This window comes from Lactiplantibacillus pingfangensis, from assembly GCF_005404945.1.
Classification (GTDB): domain Bacteria; phylum Bacillota; class Bacilli; order Lactobacillales; family Lactobacillaceae; genus Lactiplantibacillus; species Lactiplantibacillus pingfangensis.
Genome location: NZ_BJDG01000004.1, coordinates 61,339 through 85,243, shown reverse-complemented (window position 1 = coordinate 85,243; position 23,905 = coordinate 61,339). Strand labels below are relative to the sequence as shown.

The following is a 23,905-nucleotide window of genomic DNA, read 5'->3' as shown; positions in this document are numbered from 1 at the left end:
GGGTTAAAGGTCGATTCTGTTTGGGGGCCGTTGGATTAACAAAAAATCAGTCAATCATTACTTGAAGAAGTGGACTCTCAAGTAATGATTGACTGATTTTTTTGGCACATGATTAACTTATTGTTCGGTTTTACCGTTTGACCGTTGTTTGTAATAGTAAACGGGAATTCCCAGTGCCACAATCACGAGTGATAGCAAGACGCCCGGTAAATCTGAGCCAATTTCACTGATGATGACGAAGAGTGCACCTAAGATGGCGATCAGTGGTGTAATCGGAAAGCCCGGCGTTGAGAAGGGCCGTTTTTCACCCGTATGCCGTTTACGCAGTAGAAATACGCCAATGAAGGTCGCCACATAGAAGCAGTAAACGGTAAAGATACATAAGTCTGACAGGCGATCTGGGTTGAAGAAAATGATCATAATACTGGCATAAACGAGAATGAACAAGGTCGCGATAATTGGTTCGTGTGACTTTGGATGTAAATAACTTAATTTATTTGAAAATGGCAACTGTTTTCGTTCCGCCATTGCGTAAATAATACGTGGAAAGGTCATGATCTTCCCATTCAAACAGCCGACCATGGAAACGATGATTCCGATGTTAAGTAATCGACCGCCGATCGTGCCAAAAGCGGCCTGAGCAAAGTAGATGGTCGTTTGCTGACCGAGCTTGTGGATCGTTTCAGCGGGAATAAAATGAAGAATACCATATGTAACTAGCGTGTATGCCACCAACACGAGCGAAATTCCTAGGATAATTGCGCGTGGCAATAATTTTTGTGGTTCTTTGATTTCGCCACCTAAATTTGCGACGAGAATCCAGCCATCATAAGCGAAAAGTGTCGCGAGGACCGCAACCCCAAAGTTCCCGGTCGACTGTTGAACTGTATGTAAGGTTTGACCGAAGGCGTTCTGATCACCGAAAAAGAGACCAAAGATGATAATTGCCCCAATCGGTAACAGTTTGCCAAGTGTGGTGACAATTTGAAATGCGGCACCCCAACGATTTTCTACCATATTTAGTAGGCCAATTAAGACGATCACGCCAATTGAGAGTGGCGCTTGCCAGCCATTACTCAGATGGAAAAAGCCGACGAGTAAAATACCTAAGTAAGCCGCAATTGAGGCAATGATGGCTGGACCATATACTGCGATTTGCATCCAGCCGGATAAAAATCCCCAGAGCTTGCCGTAGATATTTTCCATATAGACGTATAACCCGCCAGTATGTGGCATTTGTGCACCGACTTCGGCAATCGTTAAGCCAGCGGTTAAGGTGATGATCCCACCGAGAAGCCAAGCTAACAGTGCGTTTGACGTGGAGCCAGCACTATCTAGGACAGAAGATTGTTTGAAAAAAATACCAGAGCCGATGACGGTTCCGACGACTAGTGATAATGCGGACCAGAACCCTAACGAACGGTTAAGTTTGGTCTCAGTTTGTGCAGTTTGCATGGCAATTCTCACTTTCATTGGCGCACATAATTTTTAACTGTTTTTAGAATACCAGAGATTCTAGTGGCTCGCAATTGTAAAAGCCTGTTAAAATCGCAATTTCAATGCAATAGACGAACGAAAACGAAAAACTAATATTGGAAAGTTCGATAAATTGGCGTGTGTGTTTATTTTTCAAAAGTTGGCATCCTTTTTAATAAATATTCTAATATCTGGGACAATGGCGATTCTTTTGGCAGCCATGTAGAAGACGGGTATAATGCTAACAGGATGAGAGAGAGGAACAGAGATGGTAATTGCAATTGTAACGATCCTGACACTGAGTAGTGTGGGGTTATTTGTTTTGTTGGTCCGCGGTGCTCGAAAACAGCATTATCGCCCAACTTTGCGTCAATTTAGTGTTGGCCTATTAATTGGGGCCGTGACGGATTTTTTAGACACTTTGGGCATTGGCAGTTTTGTCACGTCAACCGCAATTTTTCAGGCGACCCATTATTTGAAAGATGAACGGCAACTACCCGGAACGTTGAATACCATGCATGCGATTCCGACGGCCTTTGAGGCGCTATTTTTTGTAACGGCCATTCGAGTTGAGTCTTGGACACTAATTAGTTTAGTGGTCGCAGCGGCAATTGGGGCCGTGCTGGGTAGTGAAGTGATGACCAAACTTAATCAGCAACGGATTCAGCGTTTGATGGCAGTTGCCTTGGTGATAACGGCAATTTTAATGGCTGCGAAATTAATTGGTTGGGTTAGCTTGTTAGGCATGGGCAATCAAGCCACCAGTCTTCGTGGTTGGCCCTTAGCTATCGGAATCGTTGGCAATTTCATTTTGGGGTTGTTGATGGCAGCCGGTGTTGGACTGTATGCGCCTTGCATGGTGATGGTGTACTTTTTAGGTTTGACGCCGATCGCAGCTTTTCCAATTATGATGTTATCTTGTGCGTTACTGATGCCAAGTTCGGCAGTCAACTTTATCCGACATGATCGGGTCGACTATCATGGTATCTTTGGCATTATTCTTGGCGGGATCGTGGGCGTGATTGTTGCGGCGACGTTGGTCAAATCATTATCCATGACGGCGATTAGCTGGCTAATTGTGTTAGTGAGTTTGTGGACCGCACAATCATTATGGCAGGCCGCAATTAGATCAAAACGGGCCGTTCGTTAAAATTTGTATAATTAAAAAGACCGCTGACATTAAGTCGGCGGTCTTTTAAGGTTGTATCATTATGGGATTTTTCAATAGGATCCACATGTTAAAACAACCAGGTCCCACAAAAAGGTTCATCACGCCTAATTGCTCCTTAAGTGTAATCGAACAGGGGTAACAATTGCAAGCGGTAACGACAAATTATGACGTTATTTAACCGAAAAGCTAAGAATTGTCCCCCTTAATGCGAGAGTTTTAGCTGCTTATCTAACCATTGATTCGAAAGACTAAGACTTGCAAAAGTAATGAGAACTGTCATCACGGCTAATGCCATTCCTTGCGACGCCTCACCTTGTTCGAATGATTGGTAAATAAATGAAGAGATTGTTGTCATGCCGGATGGCAGTAATAATAACGCCACCACTAATTCGCGACTAGTGGCAATGAATGACATTGCGAAGCTGTTGACGAGTGCCGGCATCAAGATTGGAACAACAATTTTAAAAATAATCCGACTGGAACTTGTCTCAAAAATTCGGGCACTATTGAGGTAGTTATCATTGAATTCCTGAAAGGCAGTCGTCATGTACTGAACGGTTGTCGGCAAGAATAAAACCACGTCAGCGATTAAAAGGACCGAAATCGTGCCATACAGTTTCGTAAAGGCAAACAGTTGTGAAAAGAAAATCATTAAACTTAAGGCTAAGACGACGTTAGGAATTGCCAGTGGTAAGGACCCCAATAGATGTAAACATTTTCGTAACCATCGTGGCAATCGTTTTGTCGTGCTTGCAACACTAATTAAAGTCCCAATGACCAGATTGGCGAAACTAATCACAATGGCCATGCCAAATGTATTAATAAGTGCCTGAAAGGCTGGGCTATCGAACCGGAGTAGTGCCAGATAGTGTTCTAACGTCAAGTTACTGCTTGTAAGACCGGCACTTCTTTGCTTTAACAATGACTGAAAAACTATCGAAACAGCCGGAATCCCGATTGCGGCCAACAATAAGACCGTGATTGCTAAACCGGCGGCTAATGTCACATGCCAATGCCTATTGATAACTGAGTGCTGATTGTGGGTCATTTGAATTTTCGGTTGTTTCAGTAAGGTCTGCTGGACAACCCAGGCACACAACGCAATACTCAACAAGATTGTTCCGGCAAGCACGCCACCTTTAAAATCGAGCGGCCATTGGCTCAAGTCTCTTTGAATGGTCGTGGTTAAGACGTCAAAGTGAATATTACGGCCAAACGTTGCCGGTGTCCCAAATTCGGCCAATGTTTTCGTGAAGACCAGTACCCACATTGCTAAGTAAGGTACCAATAAAATTGGCAGTGTCACGCGGGTCAAGATCCGCCACCGAGAGACTGCGTGAACTAATGCGGCCTGTGTCCAACGCTGGTTAAATTGGGCCAGCGCATTTCGCAATAATAAGTAGGCAAATGGATATAAATGTAAGCTCATAATTAGAATGATCCCCAATGGTGAAAACAGGCCTTTGAAACTTAAGGCACTGTTAGGGAAGACCTGTGCCCAGAGACCGTGTGGTTGGAAAAAGTAAATCCAACCCATGGCATTAATATAAGGTGGCGTCATGAATGGTACTAGTAACAACCAATGTAACCACGAATACTGGGCGAGTTTAGTTCGCGTCATGATGAAGGCCAATGGTGTAGTGATTAATGTGGTGCCAATAATTGTCCCAACCCCCAAGGTTAAACTATGGCGCAGGCTGGTTAAGATGGCAGGGGTCGTCAAGCGATGACCCAATTCGACCAGGTGGCTGCCAAAGAGCGTGCTGCTCAGTAAGGCAGCCAAGGGTCCCACAATAATTAAGGTTAATACGGTAGCAAAAACAATTGCAGGGACAACCCAGGAGCGACGCTTAGTCATGACCTAAGACCTGATTGAACTTTTTAATATTGGCTTCTAACGCTTGGTTAGCGTCATGCCAGTTCACGGTGTAACTCTTGATGACTTGATCATTCAATGGATTCGTTAATTTGTCAGTCGTTCCTGGAATTAAATAACTTTGTTTGATCTGTTTTTGAACCGTATCAGAAAGCAAGTAGTCAATGAATTTTTTTGCGGCTGTCGCATGTTTTGTTGATTTTAAAATCATGGCTGGTCGTGGATTGACAAGGGTGCCGCTTTTAGGATAAGCGAAGCCAATTTTTTCACCTTTTTTGATGGCTGCGATACTCATGTAGTCGACACCACCGACGACGGCTTTCTTTTGACCAGTGACGACGGCATCGAGAACTTCTTTATTAGCGCCACCAATTTCAGCGCCGTTTTGCTTGAGCTGTTTGAAGTAGCTTTGGCCATGCTGCATTTGGTAGACATTGACGAAGTCTAAACTTGAACCAGAAGTTTTGGGATCAGGAATAGTTAACCCATTTTTATAGCGTTCATCAGTTAAATCTGACCAATCAGTTGGCGGCGTCTTAACTTCTTGTGTGTTATAGGTGATCCCCACCGCGGATGCACTGTAATTGAAAAGTTGGTGCTGGTTGTCTTTAAACTGTGTGTTCAACTTAGTGCTGTTTTTAGCGTCATAAGTGAGTAATTTTTTGTGAGATTGTAAGTCAACTCCGGCGGCCATTGAGGCAAGGATGAGCACATCAGCCTGAGGATTACTTTCTTCGGCCTTAAGTTTGCTTAAGATTTTACCGGTTGTCCCATCGAAAGTTTTCACTTTGATACCAGAGTCCTTTTCGAAACCTTTAACGATTTTATCGGATAACTTCTTGGGACCGGCTGCGTAGACTGTCAGAGATTGTGTCGACGTTTTATCGTTGGTAGCCGCTTTTCCGTGGTGATTGGCAGCATAAATTGCACCACCTAAGGATAAAATAGCGATTGCTGAGATTGTCAGAACGATTTTTTTGTTTTTCATAGTTAAATAAACTCCTAATTAGTTAAGATGGCTTGAGGATCGACAAAGACATGGGTGGCCTGCGGTTGACAACATTTGATCGTATTCACATGCCACAATTGATTGGGTAATTGGACGATCGTATCGTAGTGACTACCGGCGAAGGTGGAGCTAAGAACGCGCCCCTCAAATGATTGCCAACCAGCTTGTGGCACTAAACTGACATGTTCTGGCCGAACCGCGGTTTGGGCATTAATAAAGTTCAACGGGCCAATAAAACTTGCAGCAAATAAATTGGCAGGGTCGTTGTATAGGGTCGTTGGCGTGCCGGTTTGAACGACTTTCCCGGCTTTAATTAACACGATGTTGTCCGAAATACGAAGGGCCTCATGGCGATCATGGGTCACAAAAATTGCGGTCAAGTGATTGCGATGAATCAGGTCACTGATTTCAAGTTGCAAGGACTCACGGAGCTGCGGATCTAAAGCACTTAGCGCCTCATCAAAAAGAATGATCTTTGGTTTGACGGCGAGTGCGCGGGCCAATGAGACGCGTTGCTGTTGTCCCCCGGAGAGTTCACCGGGATAGCGGTTGCTAAAGTCAACCAGACCGACTTGTTCGAGTGCCCATTGAACCCGCTCAGTCAGTTCACGCTTTTTAAGCTTGGGTTCTAGGGCGAATGAGACGTTTTTGAAAACGGTCATGTGTGGCCAGAGCGCAAAATCTTGAAAAACCATTGCCAAATGACGTTTGGCTGGTGCTAGATTGAGTTGCTTTTCAGCATCGAAGGCTACCGTTTCATCAAAGGTGATTCGGCCACCGGTTGGGAGTTGCAGCCCGGCAATCATATTGAGGATAGTTGATTTGCCAGAACCGGAAGGCCCAATTAAAGTGGTGATTTGTTGATCTGGCAAGACAAGATCAAGTTGATCAATCACCGTATTTTGTTCGTAACTTTTCCGAATATTGCTTAGCTTTATTTGAACCACAAGAAAACTCCTTTTATTAATCTGTTCGTATTGTAACGAAATTTCGGTTCGTAAAAGTATATTTCCGGTAAAAAGTGGGTAAAGCTTATGTATTTTTCCATGCAAAAAACGTGTGACAAAAGGCGTTGTTGCATTGCCTTTTGTCACACGTTGCGACGATGAAAAAAATTTAGAACCTTAGGCTGGGGTAACTTCGTAGTGGGCGTAACGTTGCGCGTCTACTGCGGTCAGTTCAACTTTAAGCTGAGTGCCGTCGGCTAAGTAATCAGTTTTCAAAATGTTGGCATGGTCATTCAAGTAGGCCACGACGTCACCATCACTGAATGGAATCAGCAAGGTTGTGGTGACATAATTTTTGAAGACTTTTTCTTTAATGATTTTGGTTAAAAGCTGTAAGGACTTTTCATCCTTGGCAGCGTAAATTAATTGATCATCTTGTAAATTTGGATAAGTGGCTTCCGTTAAATCAGCCTTGTTATACGCATAAATCATTGGGACATCATGGACGCCAATGGCTTTTAACGTCGTCTCGGTGGTTGCCATCATTTCTTTATAATGAGGGTCCGAATAGTCGATGACTTGAATCAGCAAGTCCGCATTGGCCGCTTCCGATAGTGTCGAACGGAAGGCATTGATCAGGTTATGTGGTAAGTTGCTGACAAACCCAACGGTATCACTCAATAACAATTGCTTGTTATCGGGGAAGGTGAGTTGGCGGATACTCGTATCCAAGGTCGCAAACAACATGTCTTTTTCGAAGACTTGCTTATCTTCACCTTTACCAAACAGGCGGACTAAGCCGTTCATCGTCGTTGATTTACCGGCGTTGGTGTAACCAACCAAGGCGACATTTGGCAAACCAGCTTTGTCACGTTGGGCGCGACGAACTTCTTCGTCTTTATCCAGTTCTTTGAGTTCATGTTTGGCATGACTAATCCGGTCTTGAATCGTTCGGCGATTCAATTCGATTTGTGTTTCACCAGAACCACGGTTAGTATAGCCACCGCCACCACCAGCGGCTGCCCCAGCTTGTTGGTCAAGTCGGTTAGCCATACTCGTTCGTAAGCGTGGCAATTGATATTGAAGTTGGGCAATTTTAACTTGCAGTTTGGCTTCTTTACTCCGCGCACGGTTACCAAAAATTTCAAGAATCAAACCGGTGCGATCAATAATTTGCAGGCCAGTTTCAGTTTCCAAGTTGCGGACCTGGCTAGGGGTTAGGTCGGCATTGATAATCATAATGTTGAGGTCATTTGCCTCGCCCATTTCTTTGATTTCAACGACTTTTCCTTTACCAAAGTAAGTTGCGGGATTAGGTTTTTCTAAGCCTTGATCAATTCGCAACGCGGCATGCATATTGTTGGCTTCAACTAAGGCTTCAAGTTCAGACATGGCATAGTCATAGTTGGTGACAGTTTTGGACATACCGGCGATAATAACATTTTGAACGCTTGGTTCGGACATTCAATCACTCCTGACGTGTTATAGTTATGTTAATTATAACATGCCTAATCAGATTATTATTGGTTGGGGGATTATGGAAGTGATCAGGATGGGATATGTCTTAGACCTACGAAAACAAGTTGGTCATCAAGCATTAGTGGTCGCTGGCGCTGCGGTGATTGCCACGAATGCAACTGATGAGCTCTTGTTGGTTAAACGAACCGACAATCAGCTCTGGGGATTACCGGCCGGCTCGACTGAACCCGGTGAAACAACTGTTCAAACGGCGCAGCGAGAATTAACAGAGGAGACTGGGCTAACGGTTGGTAAACTCACACTAGTGGACGTGCTCAGCGGGCCTAAGTTTCATTATGTTTATCCAAATGGCGATATCATTGATAGTGTCACGATCTTGTATCGGGGCGCCATTACGGGTGGTCAATTAGTGACAACCACGAATGAAACGAGTGCTGCCCAATTTTTCGCCAAGTCAGCATTACCAACGGCGCTGACGCCCATCACCAAGCAGCTGTTATTAGGCCAGTAAACTTGACCACAGCTATTAGATTTGCTATATTAGATGGCATTAATTAAACAGAACTGTCACCGGACAGCGTGTCGTTAACTTCCTTAGGTCATTGCGGAAGTTGATGGGACGCTGTCTTTTTATTTTGAGGAGGAAAATTAATATGACCTGGATTTATTTAGTGGTTGCTGGAATTTTTGAAGTGTTTTGGGCAACGATGATGAAGTTAAGCGATGGGTTCAGTCAGTTAGGCTATGCGGCGGCGACGGTCGTGGGGATGATTTTAAGTTTTGGATTTTTAGCCTTAGCAACCAAGCACTTGCCATTGAGCATTGCCTATCCGATTTGGACGGGAATTGGTGCAGTTGGGGCCATTTTAGTTGGCGTGATCTGCTTTAAAGATCAGATTGCACCTGTGACCTGGATTTTTATTGCGATGTTGATTGTGGGAATTATTGGGATTAAAGTGACGAGTTAAAAAAGCTGCCGCGCGAATTTGCGTGGCAGTTTTTGAAATTATTCAGTTAACTCTTCAGCGTAACTCAGCACTTTGACCTGATCACCGTCAATGTCTAAGCGGGTGACACTACCGTTTTTGGGGCCTTGTGAGATATCAAATTCTGGGCCGAAGTGTGACACAATACTGCGAATGGTGGTGCCGTGAGTCACAATGAGAATCTTTTCGTGGCTATCATGATGTGCTTTGAGATAGTCAAAGCCATGGTTCACGCGTTCCCAGTATGTTTGATTGTTTTCAGCTTCGTGAAACGGATCGAGTTCATGCATCAAATCTTTAGTACGTTCAATCGAGATATGATCGAGTAGCTCGTGCAAACTGGTGACACCGTATTCTTTGCCAACCAGCGACCAAGTTCGGCTGGAATCATCACCTTCATAATAACCATAGAACTCTTCTCGGAAACTTGGCAAAGTCGTTAACTCAGCATCCGCCTTACCCGCACCAGCCTTAATCAGCTGAGCAGTATCCATGGCACGTTTTGAATCACTTGAGTAATAGTGGGCAAAATCGACTTGGGCTAATGCCTGACCGACTTGTTTAGCCGTTTTTTTGCCTTGGTCAGTCAACGGGGAATCTGACCAGCCTTGCATCCGATTGAAGACATTAAAGATAGTCTGACCATGCCGGACGAAGTAAATTGAAAATTGTGACATCATAGTCCTCCTTAATTAGGCGATATGGTCCTTACGACCAAAATAGTCGACGTGGATCGACTCGTCAGAAATCGTGAACTTAGTGACACTCCCGTTTTGCGGGCGCGCAGGTGAAGTCAACTGCATATACTCAGCTGCAATACTGAAAATGGTATTGCCATGACTAACTAATAGGAGTTTATCCCCGTCGTGTGCTTGGGCACGTAGGTCGGCGATCCCGCCGTTCACACGTTGCCAGAATTCGTCATTATTTTCGGCCTGATGGAACGGATCAGCTTCTTTAGCAAAATCCTTGGCCTTATGAATACCATATTTTGCAATAATGTCTGATAGTGACGGTGCTTGATGCGGCGCCCCAATCATGTACCAAGTTTGCGAAGTGTCGTCGCCTTCAAAGTAGCCGTAAAATGCTTCACGGAAAGCGGACATTGGTGTTACCGCTAAATTGTCGTTACCACTGGCAGGTAAGATCAATTTGGCGGTGTCGATTGCACGGGTCATATCACTGGCGTAAGCAGCGTCGAAATGAATGCCGGCCAGCATTTTGCCAGCGTTACGCGCGTCTTGTTTGCCGGCCTCGGTTAGTGGCGAATCGCACCAACCTTGCATGCGGCGATATTTATTGAAGTAAGTTTGACCATGACGAATCATGTAAACTGAAAATGTAGACATAGTGGGCTCCCTTAAATTTAATGATAAGTCTATCTTAGCATATTAGTTCGCAGTCGCTAAAGCTTGCCGAATGCGGGGTGCATCTTGTTTGCTCCCAGTAAAAATTAATCGGTCGCCGTACTGAATCAAAGTACTCCCATTTGGCACGATAATTTTACGATTGCGAATGACTTGGCTGATCGTAATATCCTTAGCAAATTGAAGATTCTTAATCTGCACGTTGGTATACAAGTGATTGACGACACGAACTTCGTAAATACTGTTTTCGGTATCACGCAGCATCAGCAAGGTTGATGGTGATTCAATCAGCGACCGCAACAATGTGATGTTCGCTTCTGGCGTATTGTAAACTTCAATGCCGAGATCACGCAGTTCGTCTTCATGTTCGTTCAAGACGTTGCGGTCTTCGAAACGAACAATGATTCGTTTGACCCCATATTCCTTCGCCGCCTTGGCTAAAGTGTAGTTACGTTCGGCGTCAATATGGCCGAGTACCAAAATGTCGGCATCGAAAACACCTTGAGCTTCCAATTGTTCCGCAGAAAAGTTTTCCATCAATTGGACTGGGGCTTGGGCATGGTAAGTCTCGTAATTTTGCGGATGGTTCGTATACATTTTGACGTCGTACCAGCCTTTACGTAATTGTTGGGCGACTGGTACCGTGCTTAAATTAGCGCCGATAAAGTGAACGGCAGTTTTGACCAGGTCTTCTTTTTCGGCCGAGTAAAATTTGTTAAAAATCAATGGTGAAACGATACAAGTGAGTAGGGCGGCCAATAAGAAGGCCCCCGACTGATCACTCGTAATGGTCTTCATTGACTTGGCGACCCGTAAAACCGCTAGCACCATCGTCATAGTTGTGGCGGTCAGTGCGGTACCGGCAATCGCGTTAGCTTGCTTGAACCGCAACTTCAATACCCAGTAACCACCCAACTTGGCCAGCATATAGGCGAGGAAGAACAATGGAATTAAGAGTAATGTCTTACCACTAGTCAAAATCGTGCGTAAGTTTAAATCAACCCCGGTGGAAATGAAGAAGATTGGGATAAAGAAGCCATAGCCAATTGAATCCAGCCGTTCGCGCGTACTTTCGCTTGGTTGCAACAGTTTCAGCACGATGCCGGCAACGAATGCACCGAGAATGTTTTCCGCGCCGACCGTTTCCGCCACGGTAACCATGGTGACGATCAAGAAAAAGGCTAAGCGGATGTCTAGTTGTGTCGTTGATTTATTAATATTTTGATAGAAGTTAAAGAACGGTTTGAACCGTAATAAGAGCAAGGCTGCAACGGCCAGAATGAGTAATAACAACCATAAGCTTTGCGAATTATTGCCAAAGATTGAGGCATAGAGCGTTAAGCCCATCATTGGCACGATTTCACCAAAGACTGAGATCAACAGAATCGTTTGTCCAAAGGCTTTGCTGAGTAATTCTTTTTCTTTTAATGCGGCAATCACGATCCCCAGTGAAATGGTGCCGAAGAGAATCGTCGCGAGCCAAAAATCGCTGAACAGACCAGTCACTTTGAAGGCGGCCGCGAGTAGCAGCGATAGGATGATGATGGTGCTGTACGCGTAAACCGATAAGCGGACTGGCGAATATTTTGGTAAGTTGCCTGATTGCTTTTGTTCCAACGGTGTCAGCGCAGTTCGACGCTTTTTGAATAAACTAAAGTCGATTTCCAAACCACTCAAGAATAAGAGCACAATGACGCCGATGGTTGAAAGTTGTGAAATTGAGGCGTTCATTGTGACGATGTTGAGTAGACTCGGTCCAAGAATGATGCCGACGATGATTTCCATGACGGCAGTTGGGAGACTATTGATTTTGAATTTGGCCATCACTAACGGGATTAGTAAGGCGGCAAATAAAATGATGACTAATGAGACTTGATCCATGATAATTCCTCTCTCTTAGCTAATAAACATTAAGTTGATTGTCTTCAGCGCCCCAAAACGCTTCGTTGAGGTTAGGGTTGGTGAAGACTTTTAAGATTTGGTCGATGCCTGGTGCTAATTTTTCAGGAGTCAGGTCACTCAGCGGCCGCCATCCGATGGCGCCTTCATACGACCCAGCCAGCAGGTCACCGCGGTAATCGGTCGTGGTGTAGAGCGTACCCAGCGACACGTCGCCGGCGTCATTTTCGACCCAAGTGACCGTGCCGACTAATTTTAAATTGGTGACGGTTAGGCCGGTCTCTTCAAGCACTTCGCGTTTCATCGCATGCAGTTGTGATTCACCGGGATCGACGTGACCGCCGGGAAAAGTCAGGCCGGACCACTTTGCGTCAATTTTATTTTCCACGATGACTTCATGTGTCTCAGGGTTCATGATGAGGCACATGTTGACGAGTTCAGCGCGAACCATGCGGTCATGGGTCTCATGTGCATCTTTGTTGGCGAGCCAGTCACTGGCTTTACCGTTGAGACTGGTTACAAAATCGGTTTTAGCGGCATCATAGTTCTGGCTAGTCAACGCCATTTGCCGCACGGCCGTGTATTTGCGACCGTCCGTCCGGTGAGCGTTGAGATAGTCACGAAAGTTGATGAGTGTTTGATAGGCCGTGTCATCGTTAAACAGCATTAATTTAAATGGCTGATCTTGCCACATCAGTTGATAAGTTGTCGGTTGTGCTGACAAGGTGCTTAAGTCAAATTTAGCGCTTAAGTTGTTTTGAGCCGTCGACAAGTCGGTGACTAGTAGCGCCAAGTCAATCACGGGAATCGCTGGCACTTTTGGAATGGCCGTACTGCCAACATGACTACTACTAATGAGATTGGATCCTAAAATTGGTTTAAGTTCTTTTTGAAAATCAGCCGCCAGCGTTTGCCAAATCGGTTGGTAGCTGACGAGTGTTTTGGTTGTCATTTGGGTGACACCTCCATGAGTTTGCTTCTATGAAAGGATACACTTTTTGTTACTTTTATGAAAGAATTTGTTCAACACACAATGTTTGAAGGTGATTTTTATGTTAATCAATAAATTATATAGCAGACAGATAATCTTTGAAGATATAAGGGTTAGTATATATTGAATGATTTTGGATTACAGAATATAATAATTTACAACAATTGGAGGGTGTTGCATGATGGCTGAGTTTCAAGTGAGAGTTGCCAGTGAAGTGATATATTATTTTGAGCAACTAAAAAAAATCTATAATGATGATGAGAATTCTGAGATTACTAGAAGTCAAATTCTAATGAGGGCATACAAAGAAACCAATAGTATTGACGACTGGACTCCAATTATCGAAAAAAAAATGGTTTCACAAAATGATTTTGATTATTTGAGTGGGCATGGAACTAATATTAAAGTTCAGATAAGTGATGAAGCTGAAAAAGGTATTAGAAACTTAAAATATAGAATGCCAGCGTTTACGAATACGAGAAGTGTGACATTGGGCGTTACAGTTAAGTATGTGTTGAAGGGGGCATTAGTTTTAAATAAAACCGGGCAAGTTGTTGTACCACAAGTGGATTCTATAAACACACAAATTAAGCTTTTAGAAACTGATCTCAAGGAGATTGTTGCTAGTGCTAATTATGACCGATTGGAAACTATAATCTCAACCTTCAAAATTGGCATTATCAAAAAAAAATAATTTTTTCAAAAATAAAAGAGACATCCAGATTCTTATCAAACGGAATCTAGATGTCTCTTTTATGATAGTATTGTGCACTTGCTAGGACATTATATTAATTGGTATTTCACCCGCGAGGTTCTGTGATCTGAAATGAAATTGGCCGGGCGTGTTTCTGAACTTATTACGGGAAGGTCTGAAAAGATATGATCAAGACGTTTAGTTTTATACGTGGCATCACCGCTATTATCTTTCAGTAAGGTATTTAGAGTGCGAATGTCGGCAATACATTGTGTATTGTCTTTCCGTAGGTACGAGTCATTCAGGTCTCCAGCTAAAATTAACGGCACATTGCTATTGGTTGTGTATGCTAATATATCTTGCCAATAGGTCCTTTTTCCTTTCAAATCCTTAGAACTGAGGGGCAGGTAAACACTGTGAACAAGAACTTCTCTGCCAGCGACCAAGAACCGAGCACCGATGTGTCGATTGGGATATTGTGAACTGATAGTTTCCATGTTAAGAAGCTGGATATCATCCGTTCGTTTGTAGAATAGGCGAACGTTTACTGGGAATATGCCATCTTTGTGCGGTGAAAGCGTGCCGTATCCAATTTTAGCAAGAGCTTGTTCAATTTTTTCTCCGTCAAGATCGTGGCTGTAAGACATTCGACCAAATTCTTGCAGAGCGATGAAAGTATGGCTATCGCCTAACTCTTTCATTACATCTCCAAAAGTACGAGGAGATTTGTGTCCCCCGTTTTTATCGTAAAAATTCATGTTCAGAGACAGAACGTCAATATTAATGTGCTTGTTCGACATACGTTCATCCATATTGATTCCTCCATTCAAGTTTTAAACTATGAGTTTAGATTACTATTATGAGTTTAGGTTACAATATCAAGGTCAAATTGTCAAATAATATTCAACACTAAGTAAAATTGGAGTTATATTGATGATTAACGCGATGTGAGTCTGGCTGGCGAGAAGAACTTCAGCAATAATTGGGGCATCTAAGTGGATTGTTCAGGTTAGCTTTAACTACGGCCAATACAGATATTAGTGTAATGCTTTACGAACCTAATTTAAGCATAAACTCGTTACTCAAGCATTCGGATCAATGAATTATGCTGAACTCAATTAGTGAAACAGAGGTATATACCATGATGATGAAAATTTCTATGAGCCTAGCAAAACGCCAACGACCACATCATATTTTTGCTTGGTTCTAATGAGATATTAGTTGTTGGGTATTTCCGGTTGTCAATCAACAGGCATACTTAATTTGTTTTTTAAGGATCCGGAAATAGAGCTAGGTTGGAGTGTGCGTCAACATTTTATTTCTGAATCCGAAATTACTGAGATTGTTCTAAATATATTGAGTATCTTATGAATGTGCCTCAGTTATCGGTGATTGTTAGTCAGGCGCAACTGAAGGCTTGTTTGCCATGGCCTGAGCAGTTACTAGAAAATTGGATTAAATATAGTTAACCCCCTGTTAGTTACGTACTTTGTGACTAACGGGGGGTGTTTCAACACACAATCTTATTTACTGATTATCTTGTAGTGTTTCAAATAATAAGAGGTACGAAGCAAAATTCTGGTATTTGATACGTGATTCGCCTAAAAGAGACAGCCATTCTGAGTTATTATCTTTCTGTGGAAATGCAGTAGCCAGTTCCTGCAAGGCATCTTTAAACGTGTCCAGTGATGCAGCGGTTGCTGAGGTTTGGTTTTTAGAAACCAGCATTGCTTCGTTATGAGATACGGCGTAGGTAGTTGCTGCATTAATTACGGTTGCCCACAATGCCGAAAATTCTGGACTGTTTCTGTGTTCCAATGGTGCAATACGCGTATATATGGCTTGTGCTTGCACAATGGACAGTGAGACATGACTTCCCAAGGGTGGAAGGTTGGTAGCACTGGTTCTTATTTGTTTGCGCAAGCCAAATTGCTGATAACGTTTGGCAATAGCATGCAATAGAGCCAGCTCTTGAAGAGCGTATTGATATTCAAAGCCAGTAATGGAGAAGTGTTGGGGATCTTTAGCAAACGCAGAAAGAATTTCGTCAAAGCCGTGACAATGCCATAAGACGAGTTTTTCCTTTGATAACGTATGGTAATAGTAAGTTAGACCCGATGCATCATGCCCGGTAAATTCGTCCATCACCCACGACAGTTGCCCAGTTGTAGCACTTTCACCAAACCTGTACTTCCATCTTGCAGATTTAGGCTTATTGTCAGCCCTTTTTATTTGCCGCTGTTGCCGAGAAAATTCGGTGTCTACTACCCACGTGTCATAGGCAGGGAGATAGACTGGAATTGTTTGTCCTTCATATTCAAGGGAGATAGCTCTATCTGAGTAAGATATCCTGTCATACCAGTGATCCCTTCGATATCGGCCAATTCTTTTCTTTCCAGCTTTGTGCATGACTATCCTTGATTCATTTAGTGATAAGTTTCTGTATTTTTTTCCTAGTTCAATAGTAAATGATTGCTCAGCCATCTTATCGTCATCCACAGCTGAATTTGATTGTAATGAGTCGCAAAATAGGCAAAATCCAGCAAATTCTGTGCATTCTTGTCGATCAGGTGTCGAATCTTTATTTTTGAAAAGCCAGTTTATCTGAAACCATCGTTTGTCGTACTCATTTCTATTTTGTTGTGTAGCCTTCGCTAAGGTATCCAAAGTGACAATAAAAGTGTGTAGCGATGCAGATACATCAGATTCCTGATGTCTTGAGGACATCATCGATGCACTATAGAGATTAATGTATGATGCTGCAGCAGTAATGACGTTGTGCCACATGTTTGAAAATGAGGGTTCATACCGATTTCCAAATATGTGAGCATAGATTCCTTCGATAGCAGATCCGGTATTAATCATCGTAATTACGATTGAGTTATCAGTTTTTACGTGTGTGCCGTATCGTTGATAGCATTTTGAAATATCTTGTAGATAATTTAGTTCTTGAGAAGCATATTGTTGCTCAAAACCAGCAATTGAAAAATTCTGTGGATCTTTTGCAAAGGCTTCAATTATGCCATCGAAACCAGTTTTTCTTTCAACAAAAACTTGCATGACACCTTTTTTTGATAATGCCCAGTAGTTGTAGTATGGATCAGTGTTTGTGAATTGACTCATGATATACCAAGCTGAACCAATTTCGGCACCGCTCTCAATAGTTGACTTTCTAAAATTTCTCTTGCGGCCTGAAGTTTTTATTTCTTGTCGCAGCTTTTTTTTATAGGGTGTATCAACGACAAAAATGTCAAACTCTTCAAGTAATAATGGAAACATTTGGCCTTGATATTCGGTTGCGATTGTTTTGTATGGTATTCCTGTCAACAGTTTTCGCCATTTGCTCATTGGTTGTTGGCCAAGACGTTGGTCAAGTTTGCGCATTAGTTTTCCTCGATTCATTTAATTTATGATTTTGTTTCGAATGACGTTCCAACCAAGATTTGAAACTTTGTCATATTGGGGCTAATGGTGTGTTTAATCTTAGCAGTTAGGTGATGAATGTAGATTTGGTGGCATTTTACAGCTATAACTTAGGTTTCTAGCTTAGTAAAGCTATAGTACATCATCAATTTAAAATTGTATATTTTTTTATCTACTTTTTTTATAATGCATTGATATATGCTTAGTGATGTGAAATTGTATTAGGCTATTAATGATGATTTTGATTGATTAAATGTTGTAAAAAAGTATATTGTGACGGATGACATGGAATGCTTTTTATAGTAATTCTAAGAAATATGATTTTTATTCATTGATATGTACGGGGATTTAATGTAAGATAAATGCTAAATAAGTGTCTAAAAAGGAGATAAGAATGAGTATCGTAATTGCACTTGGCGATCTTCACGGTCAAATTGGCGTGATGTCACGCTTAAAGTATTTGAAAACAAAGTATCCGACGGCACTTACGGTTTTTATTGGTGATTATATTGACAGTTACGGTGAAAATTTTGGTTTTGAGTTATTGGATCAGATTCGAGCAATGCAATTAGCTGATCCTGATCATACAATTGTTTTGATGGGAAACCATGAACAAGCAGCAGTAGATTTTTTTGAAGATAAAAGCCAAGATGCGTGGCTAAGGTTTGGCGGTGATAACACGTTATGGACAGCAACGGTTGACTTGGGTGGTGCTGATGAAAGTGTTGGTCAGGAACGTCGTTATGTTTTAAAACGTAAACGCAACTTGATTAGTTGGATGAGCCAATTACCCTTAAGCTATACGCGAGACAAGCTCTATTTTGTACACGCGGGGTTAGACTTGTCTTTGCATGATCCGATTTCTGAAACTTCTGATCATGATCGTTTGTGGTTACGCGCTAAATATTGGTATAGTCCCAATGACTGGGGAACTTTTGCTCAAAACAAACTAGGGATGAGTATTATTACTGGTCATACAGCTAACGGAATGATTATGGGAAGTTATGATCAGAGATTGACACAAAAACCTGATAAATGTGAATCAGAGCATAGTCCGATATATACAATCAAGTATCCAGGTGAAATGCCACGCTATTTAATGGATGGCGGTGTGGGTGAAGGTAATCCAGATATATTAGGAAATATTGGTATTTTTGATAGTAAGACAGGATTGTTGATTGACGCCATAGAAGATTAAACTTTTTTGCGGATATCAGCACACTTGTTGAATTAGGACAATAAAAAACCGAAGATGACTAGTCAAGTTGACTAGTCCTTCGGTTTAAAGTGAAAATCAGTTGTTAATGGTGCAAATAAGGCAGCAATCTCACGTCCCTTATTTGTATAGGCATCGAATAGTTGTGTAACCTCTGAGTCAGTGTACGAGTAGTTACTTTTGTCTGATAGATTGACTAGTAGCCGCAAGTCACGCAATACCCGGCTCATCCGATTTTCTGCTAACCGTCGAAAGCGAGCATGCGCTGAAGTCAACTCGGGTGCAACCGTGACAGTGTTGGTGAACATGAAACTACTGGGCATTTCGTTGTATCGTGTGAGACCTTGAAAATAGGTTTGGGCCGCATTCCCCATTGTTTGATACATGTTGAATAGTTCCGTAATGTCTTCTGAAGTATAAACATATTGTGGAGCGCTGAGGTTTGCAATCAGATTCATGGTTTGTAAAATCCGACCTAGGCGCAATTCTGCAAGTCTTCTGAATTTTTCGTTTCTAGTCTCCATAAAAAACCTCCATATGACCTATTTTAGAGTTGACATGAAAGCCGGTCAATATTTTAAACAAATATTTGCCATTTGATTTTTTGATTGGAACTAATTATATGCAAAAAAATAACGATTACTTACGAAATCGTATTCGAATACCAGAATATGATGTGACGCACTCAGGTTTGGGACGGTCAATATCCACATCTCTCGATGTATTGGAGCATTTTAAAATTTCCTATAAAAATATTAAATGGGATTTTATTGAGTCATTTATCGAGTCATCTGCTGAAATTATTCCCATTGAAGGTGGTTGGGCAGCCGCCATCGATACATCCGGATATGACCAATTTCAGGTACCCCGTATCCTACTCACTGGGACTAGGGATTTTGATCTTGACTCACTATCAAGACTTATCGATAAGTTGACTCGTTCCGAACAATTGCCAAGGCACTTGGCTACCGCCTGGAGTGATTGCATTTACCGAGAATTTAGTAGCCTTAATATGAGTTTGATTCCAATTGTTGATCAAGCCAGTCGCCCTAAAAGTTTTATGATGCCGATATTTTTATACAACCTCAGTCGATACTATGAAGGAAAATCAAACCAGCTATTTGAGACATATATAGCTGTTGAAAAGACTATGCTGAGGGCATATTTGGACAGCGCTTTTGAGGAACCAACATTTGGAAATAAACTAAATCATCTTGAAAATTATTGTAGTCGGGTACTCTTCATAGAAGATCCACAGATAATAAATGCATTAATAAATTTTGGCGAGTTAGCTCAGAATAGATTAAATCATAGTGAAGAAATTATCCAAAGCGTTGATGAACTTGAAAGTTTCATCCATTTAGTACTTTGGTATTGGGCAGAAAAGGAAGTAAATATCCTTATGGTTACTTTGTAATAAATGTTTTTAAATCAAAAGTATGAGCAACAGACATTTTTGTCGAAATTTATTAAAAAGGAAGCTTGTGAAATGCATCCAGTAATAGCCTTATCTGATATACATGGTCAGCTATTAGTTTTTCCAGCATTAGCTAAGTTACGTCTCAAGTATCCAGAAGCAGAAGTTGTTTTTTTAGGCGATTATCAAGATTCATTTCATCATCATACTGGCGTTTCTGTGGCACAAAAGATTCAAGCGATGCAGGTAGCTAATCCAAATAAAATTTTTGCCATTCAAGGTAATCATGATGCTGCTGCCTGGGAGAGCCTGACAGGCCAAAATGAATATTGGTTAGAAATGGGTGGGGAGGATATTATTGCTGAAACGATGGCAATTGAGGGCCGTTCGCCAGCAGATATGACTGAAGCAATCACCATGTTTAAGCATGAGCATGTTGGGTTGTTTGACTGGATTGGGGCACTACCATTGAATATTCAAATTGGTAAGTTGTTTTTCGTGCACGCTGGGCTTGAATTGTCGTTGGCTGATCCAATTGAAGATACATTGCCACATAATAAATATTGGTTACGTGAAGACTATTGGTATGGTAAAAATGCGCCTAATTATGCCCATAATCCATTAGATTGTGCGATTGTTACTGGTCACACACCGACTGGCTTAATTACTGGATTGTATGATGGCTCTGCAGCTGCGACGACTTTGCGTAATCGTACAGTTAGTCCACGTGGTGTATTGACAGTCCAATATGAAAATGAATATGCTCGTTTTTTTATTGATGGTGGGAATCATTCCAGCACAGCGGCCCATATCGGTAATATTGCCGTTTTTGATGCTGATAATGGGACATTGCTTGAAGCTATTGAAGATAACTAGTTCAGTATCAAGATGGCAAAAGATACTTGGGACAGACTTGTAATTGATTTAATTGTCGGACTGAATTCGTTGCTTTCCAATGAGAAAGGATATTAAATGTCAAGTAGCAAGGTGATATATGCTTATCTTGGTTTACCCACGATGATGAACTGGTTGTATTCTAATCCAAGCTTAGAACCTTATATTTTGTCAGAACAAAGAATCCGCATGGCAGTGAGTAATCCAAGTTTGTTTCTGCAAGAAAATGGCACAATCATAACAGACGTTAAGCAATCTTCAGAGGCACTTGTGCGAAAATCTTTAGACTTGTTTATGCGACAGCGTGTTGATACACAAGATCCAATTATCCTAGTAGTTAACTTATTATCGCGGAAAACATTAAGTTGGTTTCGACGTTTAATAAAAGATGCCTGGGGTTATGAGGTTGTCATTGTGGATGCAATGGCTGTACCGTGCCAAGCGTCATTTTGGAAAAACTATGATGATCCTAAAGGACGGGACGCCAAGTATATCGCACGGTATATGTCGGTTAATTGGCCTAGCTTAGGACGAGTCATCAGCCCCGCTGAATTGTTAAATGAATTAGAACGACCAATAGTATTCACCAAGATTCGTCCTGAAGTTAAACGATTAGTAATATTCAGTGACGTTCATGGTGATTCGAAAAAATTAAGGTCGACTATGGCTGAATTTTCTACACCAGAGACAACGTTTGCGTTTTTAGGTGATGCTATTGATCGTGGCACAGACTCTGCCGGGGTTATCCGAACTTTATTGGCTAGTAATAATTGTTTGCAGCTTTTAGGGAATCATGAACACCGGTTAATTGCTTGGTATCAGCAGCAGCGAATCAGTCACCCAGAAGTAAGTGACTTTGCCAGAATGACTCTCCCGCAGTTAGAGATGGCAGGGGTGACTAAGTCAGAGATTAAGCAATTCATTAGTGAAATGGGAACTTATTTAGCACTTGAGTTTGGTAGGAAAAAACTGTTGCTTAGTCATGCTGGCCTTGAACCTGAACAAGTGGCTAGATGGCTGCATCCCGCGAAACTAACAGATAGTGTTGCACTTGCGCCATCAGATGCATTTGTTCACGGCTTAAGTAGTGGTAAAGACTCAGTATATTCACGTGACATTGATAAAGTATGGGCCAATTCGACTAAGTTTCAGGGCATTACCGCCATTCATGGCCACCGTAATCAGTTTGATCGTGATGTGATGGTCGGAAATAATCGCAGTTTCAATCTAACTGACAGCGATGATTCGACGTTTCGCTATTTGATCTTGAATTCGGAAAACCATGAATTTGAATTGCATATCGAGTGGCGTGATGGGAGTCGTCAGCAGGTGTTAAACGGTAACTTTTAGAATGTGAGGATGAAATTTTGAAATATTTCATTGCTGATACCCACTTTTACCATGCAGCGGTTATTAATTTTTGTCAGCGTCCGTTTCGAGATGTTGATGACATGAATGAACAGCTGATACGAAATTGGAATACGGTCGTAAGGTCACCTAAAGACGAAATTTATATTTTAGGTGACTTTGTTTACCATGGTACCGGTAAACAAGCAGAGACAATTTTAAAACAATTACGAGGAAAAAAGTATTTAATCAGAGGGAATCATGAAAAGTATTTGAAAGACCAAGATTTTAATGTTTCGCTGTTTGAATGGGTGAAAGATTACTATTCATTTAAATATGCCAAACGAAAATTTGTGTTATTTCACTATCCAATTTTAGAATGGGACGGCTATTATCATGATGCAATTCAACTATATGGGCATGTTCACAACACGCGGACTGAGTACTTTGAGCACGTGCTAGGGAATAACGCTTTAAATGTCGGTGTTGATGTGATTAATTATCAGCCAATCAGTATTGATGAAGTCATGGCCATTGTTAATAGTACTAAGCATCCACGATAAATTTTGAGGAGGAACTAATCATGACCTCGACTAACTTAGGACCAATGAAGTATCGTATTGGTGATCAAGTCCGTTTCAGTCCCCAGGGCAATTGCCAGGTTGGTGAGATTAAGGTTGCCGATTTTGGTGGGTCGCTTGAAATGTTAGGGAAATGTCATTCGTATGACATTATGGGTCAATTTAACGGTCGGGCGTGTTTATATAAACATAGTCCTGAAGCCGACATTGAGGAAGTATTGACCTCGAAGTAGCTCTGGTCAGAGCATCGTGACTGTCTAAAGTTGCGCAAAAAAATAACTGCCAACTGACAGTTATCAAATTAATCAAATTTAGTTTTAAGCGACCGGATGTCGGCGTACTGTCTTGACGAGTGTAATCATAACCGCTGGAATCAGTGCAAACGCCATGATACCTAAGAAAAAGAGGGACAAATGATCTTGCACGAAGCTGATTGAACCGAAGAAGTAACCTAATGAGCAACCAACGGTGACCCAAATTCCGACGCCGAGTAAATTCCACAAGGCAAAGGATTTCTGCGGCATCTTAGACGCGCCCGCACTCAACGGGACAAAGGTTCGAATTAATGGGACGAAACGGCCAAACATCACCGCTTTTGAGCCATACTTGGCGAAGAAGTGTTGTGCTTTGGCTTGTTTGTCTGGTGGTAAATGGCGTTGCAGCCAAGGAAGCTGAATTAAATGACGGCCGATTTCGAAGTTAACCGTATCGCCAATGACTGCGGCAGCGAAGAAAACTGGGACGAGCACTTGAATATTTAAGCTCGTGTGGGTCGCGGCCATGGTGCTGGCGAGAAAAATTAACGATTCGCCGGGGAGAAATGGAAAAATCACCATGCCCGTTTCGAGGAAGATGACGGCAAAGAGGGTAATGTAACTCCAATTGCCCAGAGTGGTCAAAATGGGGACAATGAAGTCCTCCAGATGGGTTAGAATTTCGATTAAATTGGCCAACGGCGCCACCTCCAATAAAGTTAAATCTAGTTTAGTCGGATTCATGCGCAAATACTAGTGTAAGCGATAACATTTTCATCGATTTAAACGAATCATAACTTTGATAATAGAATGTTCATACTTCCTTAATTAAACCGTTGAAATTGTCCGGCTTAACGTGTTATTGATTGAGTCAGGCC

23 protein-coding genes are annotated in these 23,905 nt (G+C 42.1%); 10 read left to right on the top strand and 13 right to left on the bottom strand.

Translation table 11 applies throughout. The features are described 5' to 3' along the window. Positions 1 to 117 precede the first annotated feature (117 nt). On the bottom strand, positions 118 to 1,473 hold the full coding sequence (locus tag FFM74_RS02765; protein ID WP_414672067.1) for an APC family permease: 1,356 nt from the start codon (positions 1,471 to 1,473) through the stop codon (positions 118 to 120). 271 nt (positions 1,474 to 1,744) lie between these two features. Between FFM74_RS02765 and FFM74_RS02760 the strand changes: the two genes are divergently transcribed. Next, positions 1,745 to 2,626, top strand: a complete 882-nt coding sequence (locus FFM74_RS02760) for a TSUP family transporter (protein ID WP_137625105.1) — start codon at positions 1,745 to 1,747, stop codon at positions 2,624 to 2,626. A 223-nt stretch (positions 2,627 to 2,849) separates the two neighbouring features. On the opposite strand, the gene FFM74_RS02755 is transcribed toward FFM74_RS02760, so the two are convergent. The 4 genes from FFM74_RS02755 to hflX all read right to left on the bottom strand — a co-directional run bounded on the left by FFM74_RS02755 (position 2,850) and on the right by hflX (position 7,943). Further along, a complete protein-coding gene (locus tag FFM74_RS02755; RefSeq protein WP_137625104.1) occupies positions 2,850 to 4,505 on the bottom strand; it encodes an ABC transporter permease in 1,656 nt (551 codons plus the stop codon). Continuing rightward, positions 4,498 to 5,511: an extracellular solute-binding protein gene (locus FFM74_RS02750; protein WP_137625103.1), complete on the bottom strand. Its 1,014-nt coding sequence runs from the start codon at positions 5,509 to 5,511 to the stop codon at positions 4,498 to 4,500. Before FFM74_RS02750 ends, FFM74_RS02755 begins: the two co-directional genes overlap by 8 nt. A gap of 14 nt (positions 5,512 to 5,525) precedes the next feature. Next, complete coding sequence (locus FFM74_RS02745; protein WP_137625102.1) at positions 5,526 to 6,479, bottom strand: ABC transporter ATP-binding protein; 954 nt, start codon at positions 6,477 to 6,479, stop codon at positions 5,526 to 5,528. Positions 6,480 to 6,656: 177 nt separating this feature from the next. Next, positions 6,657 to 7,943 carry a GTPase HflX gene (gene hflX / locus FFM74_RS02740; protein WP_137625101.1) on the bottom strand — a complete coding sequence of 429 codons (1,287 nt, stop codon included), beginning with the start codon at positions 7,941 to 7,943 and terminating at the stop codon, positions 6,657 to 6,659. An 88-nt stretch (positions 7,944 to 8,031) separates the two neighbouring features. On the opposite strand from hflX, the gene FFM74_RS02735 reads away from it, so the two are divergent. Together FFM74_RS02735 and FFM74_RS02730 are read left to right on the top strand one after the other, a co-directional pair. Then, a complete protein-coding gene (locus FFM74_RS02735; protein ID WP_137625168.1) occupies positions 8,032 to 8,469 on the top strand; it encodes an NUDIX hydrolase in 438 nt (145 codons plus the stop codon). A gap of 142 nt (positions 8,470 to 8,611) precedes the next feature. Next, positions 8,612 to 8,926, top strand: coding sequence for a DMT family transporter (locus tag FFM74_RS02730; RefSeq protein ID WP_137625100.1), 315 nt, complete (start codon positions 8,612 to 8,614; stop codon positions 8,924 to 8,926). Between the two features lie 38 nt (positions 8,927 to 8,964). Here FFM74_RS02730 and FFM74_RS02725 read toward each other — a convergent pair whose 3' ends face one another. Genes FFM74_RS02725 through FFM74_RS02710 form a run of 4 tightly spaced genes read right to left on the bottom strand, consistent with a single transcriptional unit; the run spans position 8,965 to position 13,162 of the window. Then, positions 8,965 to 9,621: a histidine phosphatase family protein gene (locus tag FFM74_RS02725; protein WP_137625099.1), complete on the bottom strand. Its 657-nt coding sequence runs from the start codon at positions 9,619 to 9,621 to the stop codon at positions 8,965 to 8,967. A gap of 15 nt (positions 9,622 to 9,636) precedes the next feature. Next, positions 9,637 to 10,293 (bottom strand): histidine phosphatase family protein, encoded by a 657-nt coding sequence (locus FFM74_RS02720; protein WP_137625098.1) that lies wholly within the window; start codon positions 10,291 to 10,293, stop codon positions 9,637 to 9,639. A 42-nt stretch (positions 10,294 to 10,335) separates the two neighbouring features. After that, the gene (locus FFM74_RS02715) at positions 10,336 to 12,192 is read right to left on the bottom strand and encodes a monovalent cation:proton antiporter family protein (RefSeq protein WP_137625097.1); all 1,857 of its coding nucleotides are present in this window, start codon (positions 12,190 to 12,192) and stop codon (positions 10,336 to 10,338) included. A 19-nt stretch (positions 12,193 to 12,211) separates the two neighbouring features. Further along, positions 12,212 to 13,162, bottom strand: a complete 951-nt coding sequence (locus tag FFM74_RS02710; protein ID WP_137625096.1) for a GrpB family protein — start codon at positions 13,160 to 13,162, stop codon at positions 12,212 to 12,214. Positions 13,163 to 13,379: 217 nt separating this feature from the next. Here FFM74_RS02710 and FFM74_RS02705 point away from each other — a divergent pair, with 217 nt between their 5' ends. Further along, positions 13,380 to 13,895 (top strand): hypothetical protein, encoded by a 516-nt coding sequence (locus FFM74_RS02705; RefSeq protein WP_223877144.1) that lies wholly within the window; start codon positions 13,380 to 13,382, stop codon positions 13,893 to 13,895. 89 nt (positions 13,896 to 13,984) lie between these two features. Here the strand turns inward: FFM74_RS02705 and FFM74_RS02700 are convergent, their stop codons facing one another. Together FFM74_RS02700 and FFM74_RS02695 are read right to left on the bottom strand one after the other, a co-directional pair. Then, positions 13,985 to 14,707 (bottom strand): exonuclease/endonuclease/phosphatase family protein, encoded by a 723-nt coding sequence (locus tag FFM74_RS02700; protein WP_137625095.1) that lies wholly within the window; start codon positions 14,705 to 14,707, stop codon positions 13,985 to 13,987. A gap of 715 nt (positions 14,708 to 15,422) precedes the next feature. Next, positions 15,423 to 17,279: a hypothetical protein gene (locus FFM74_RS02695; protein WP_171000640.1), complete on the bottom strand. Its 1,857-nt coding sequence runs from the start codon at positions 17,277 to 17,279 to the stop codon at positions 15,423 to 15,425. Positions 17,280 to 17,712: 433 nt separating this feature from the next. On the opposite strand from FFM74_RS02695, the gene FFM74_RS02690 reads away from it, so the two are divergent. After that, positions 17,713 to 18,516, top strand: a complete 804-nt coding sequence (locus tag FFM74_RS02690; protein WP_137625093.1) for a metallophosphoesterase — start codon at positions 17,713 to 17,715, stop codon at positions 18,514 to 18,516. A gap of 71 nt (positions 18,517 to 18,587) precedes the next feature. On the opposite strand, the gene FFM74_RS02685 is transcribed toward FFM74_RS02690, so the two are convergent. Further along, positions 18,588 to 19,058: a hypothetical protein gene (locus FFM74_RS02685; protein WP_137625092.1), complete on the bottom strand. Its 471-nt coding sequence runs from the start codon at positions 19,056 to 19,058 to the stop codon at positions 18,588 to 18,590. Positions 19,059 to 19,123: 65 nt separating this feature from the next. Between FFM74_RS02685 and FFM74_RS02680 the strand changes: the two genes are divergently transcribed. The 5 genes from FFM74_RS02680 (at position 19,124) to FFM74_RS02660 (ending at position 23,006) form a co-directional block, all read left to right on the top strand. Then, positions 19,124 to 19,951: a hypothetical protein gene (locus FFM74_RS02680; RefSeq protein WP_137625091.1), complete on the top strand. Its 828-nt coding sequence runs from the start codon at positions 19,124 to 19,126 to the stop codon at positions 19,949 to 19,951. A 72-nt stretch (positions 19,952 to 20,023) separates the two neighbouring features. Beyond that, positions 20,024 to 20,827 carry a metallophosphoesterase gene (locus tag FFM74_RS02675; protein ID WP_171000639.1) on the top strand — a complete coding sequence of 268 codons (804 nt, stop codon included), beginning with the start codon at positions 20,024 to 20,026 and terminating at the stop codon, positions 20,825 to 20,827. Positions 20,828 to 20,971: 144 nt separating this feature from the next. Further along, positions 20,972 to 22,195: a metallophosphoesterase family protein gene (locus FFM74_RS02670; protein WP_171000638.1), complete on the top strand. Its 1,224-nt coding sequence runs from the start codon at positions 20,972 to 20,974 to the stop codon at positions 22,193 to 22,195. 17 nt (positions 22,196 to 22,212) lie between these two features. Beyond that, the gene (locus tag FFM74_RS02665) at positions 22,213 to 22,755 is read left to right on the top strand and encodes a metallophosphoesterase (RefSeq protein ID WP_137625088.1); all 543 of its coding nucleotides are present in this window, start codon (positions 22,213 to 22,215) and stop codon (positions 22,753 to 22,755) included. Positions 22,756 to 22,775: 20 nt separating this feature from the next. Continuing rightward, positions 22,776 to 23,006: a hypothetical protein gene (locus FFM74_RS02660; protein WP_137625087.1), complete on the top strand. Its 231-nt coding sequence runs from the start codon at positions 22,776 to 22,778 to the stop codon at positions 23,004 to 23,006. A gap of 84 nt (positions 23,007 to 23,090) precedes the next feature. Here FFM74_RS02660 and FFM74_RS02655 read toward each other — a convergent pair whose 3' ends face one another. Continuing rightward, positions 23,091 to 23,771: a DedA family protein gene (locus FFM74_RS02655; RefSeq protein WP_171000637.1), complete on the bottom strand. Its 681-nt coding sequence runs from the start codon at positions 23,769 to 23,771 to the stop codon at positions 23,091 to 23,093. Positions 23,772 to 23,905 lie beyond the last annotated feature (134 nt).

Bases quoted from the DNA above. Each gene is read 5' to 3' on its own strand.
- FFM74_RS02705 (WP_223877144.1), top strand. From the start codon at position 13,380: ATGATGGCTGAGTTTCAAGTGAGAGTTGCCAGTGAAGTGATATATTAT.
- FFM74_RS02750 (WP_137625103.1), bottom strand. From the start codon at position 5,511: ATGAAAAACAAAAAAATCGTTCTGACAATCTCAGCAATCGCTATTTTA.
- FFM74_RS02685 (WP_137625092.1), bottom strand. From the start codon at position 19,058: ATGGAGACTAGAAACGAAAAATTCAGAAGACTTGCAGAATTGCGCCTA.
- FFM74_RS02700 (WP_137625095.1), bottom strand. From the start codon at position 14,707: ATGGATGAACGTATGTCGAACAAGCACATTAATATTGACGTTCTGTCT.
- FFM74_RS02655 (WP_171000637.1), bottom strand. From the start codon at position 23,771: ATGAATCCGACTAAACTAGATTTAACTTTATTGGAGGTGGCGCCGTTG.
- FFM74_RS02710 (WP_137625096.1), bottom strand. From the start codon at position 13,162: ATGACAACCAAAACACTCGTCAGCTACCAACCGATTTGGCAAACGCTG.
- FFM74_RS02675 (WP_171000639.1), top strand. From the start codon at position 20,024: ATGCATCCAGTAATAGCCTTATCTGATATACATGGTCAGCTATTAGTT.
- FFM74_RS02765 (WP_414672067.1), bottom strand. From the start codon at position 1,473: ATGAAAGTGAGAATTGCCATGCAAACTGCACAAACTGAGACCAAACTT.
- FFM74_RS02735 (WP_137625168.1), top strand. From the start codon at position 8,032: ATGGGATATGTCTTAGACCTACGAAAACAAGTTGGTCATCAAGCATTA.
- FFM74_RS02690 (WP_137625093.1), top strand. From the start codon at position 17,713: ATGAGTATCGTAATTGCACTTGGCGATCTTCACGGTCAAATTGGCGTG.
- FFM74_RS02720 (WP_137625098.1), bottom strand. From the start codon at position 10,293: ATGTCTACATTTTCAGTTTACATGATTCGTCATGGTCAAACTTACTTC.
- FFM74_RS02660 (WP_137625087.1), top strand. From the start codon at position 22,776: ATGACCTCGACTAACTTAGGACCAATGAAGTATCGTATTGGTGATCAA.
- FFM74_RS02760 (WP_137625105.1), top strand. From the start codon at position 1,745: ATGGTAATTGCAATTGTAACGATCCTGACACTGAGTAGTGTGGGGTTA.
- FFM74_RS02670 (WP_171000638.1), top strand. From the start codon at position 20,972: ATGAACTGGTTGTATTCTAATCCAAGCTTAGAACCTTATATTTTGTCA.
- FFM74_RS02695 (WP_171000640.1), bottom strand. From the start codon at position 17,279: ATGCGCAAACTTGACCAACGTCTTGGCCAACAACCAATGAGCAAATGG.
- FFM74_RS02755 (WP_137625104.1), bottom strand. From the start codon at position 4,505: ATGACTAAGCGTCGCTCCTGGGTTGTCCCTGCAATTGTTTTTGCTACC.
- FFM74_RS02715 (WP_137625097.1), bottom strand. From the start codon at position 12,192: ATGGATCAAGTCTCATTAGTCATCATTTTATTTGCCGCCTTACTAATC.
- FFM74_RS02730 (WP_137625100.1), top strand. From the start codon at position 8,612: ATGACCTGGATTTATTTAGTGGTTGCTGGAATTTTTGAAGTGTTTTGG.
- FFM74_RS02725 (WP_137625099.1), bottom strand. From the start codon at position 9,621: ATGTCACAATTTTCAATTTACTTCGTCCGGCATGGTCAGACTATCTTT.
- hflX (WP_137625101.1), bottom strand. From the start codon at position 7,943: ATGTCCGAACCAAGCGTTCAAAATGTTATTATCGCCGGTATGTCCAAA.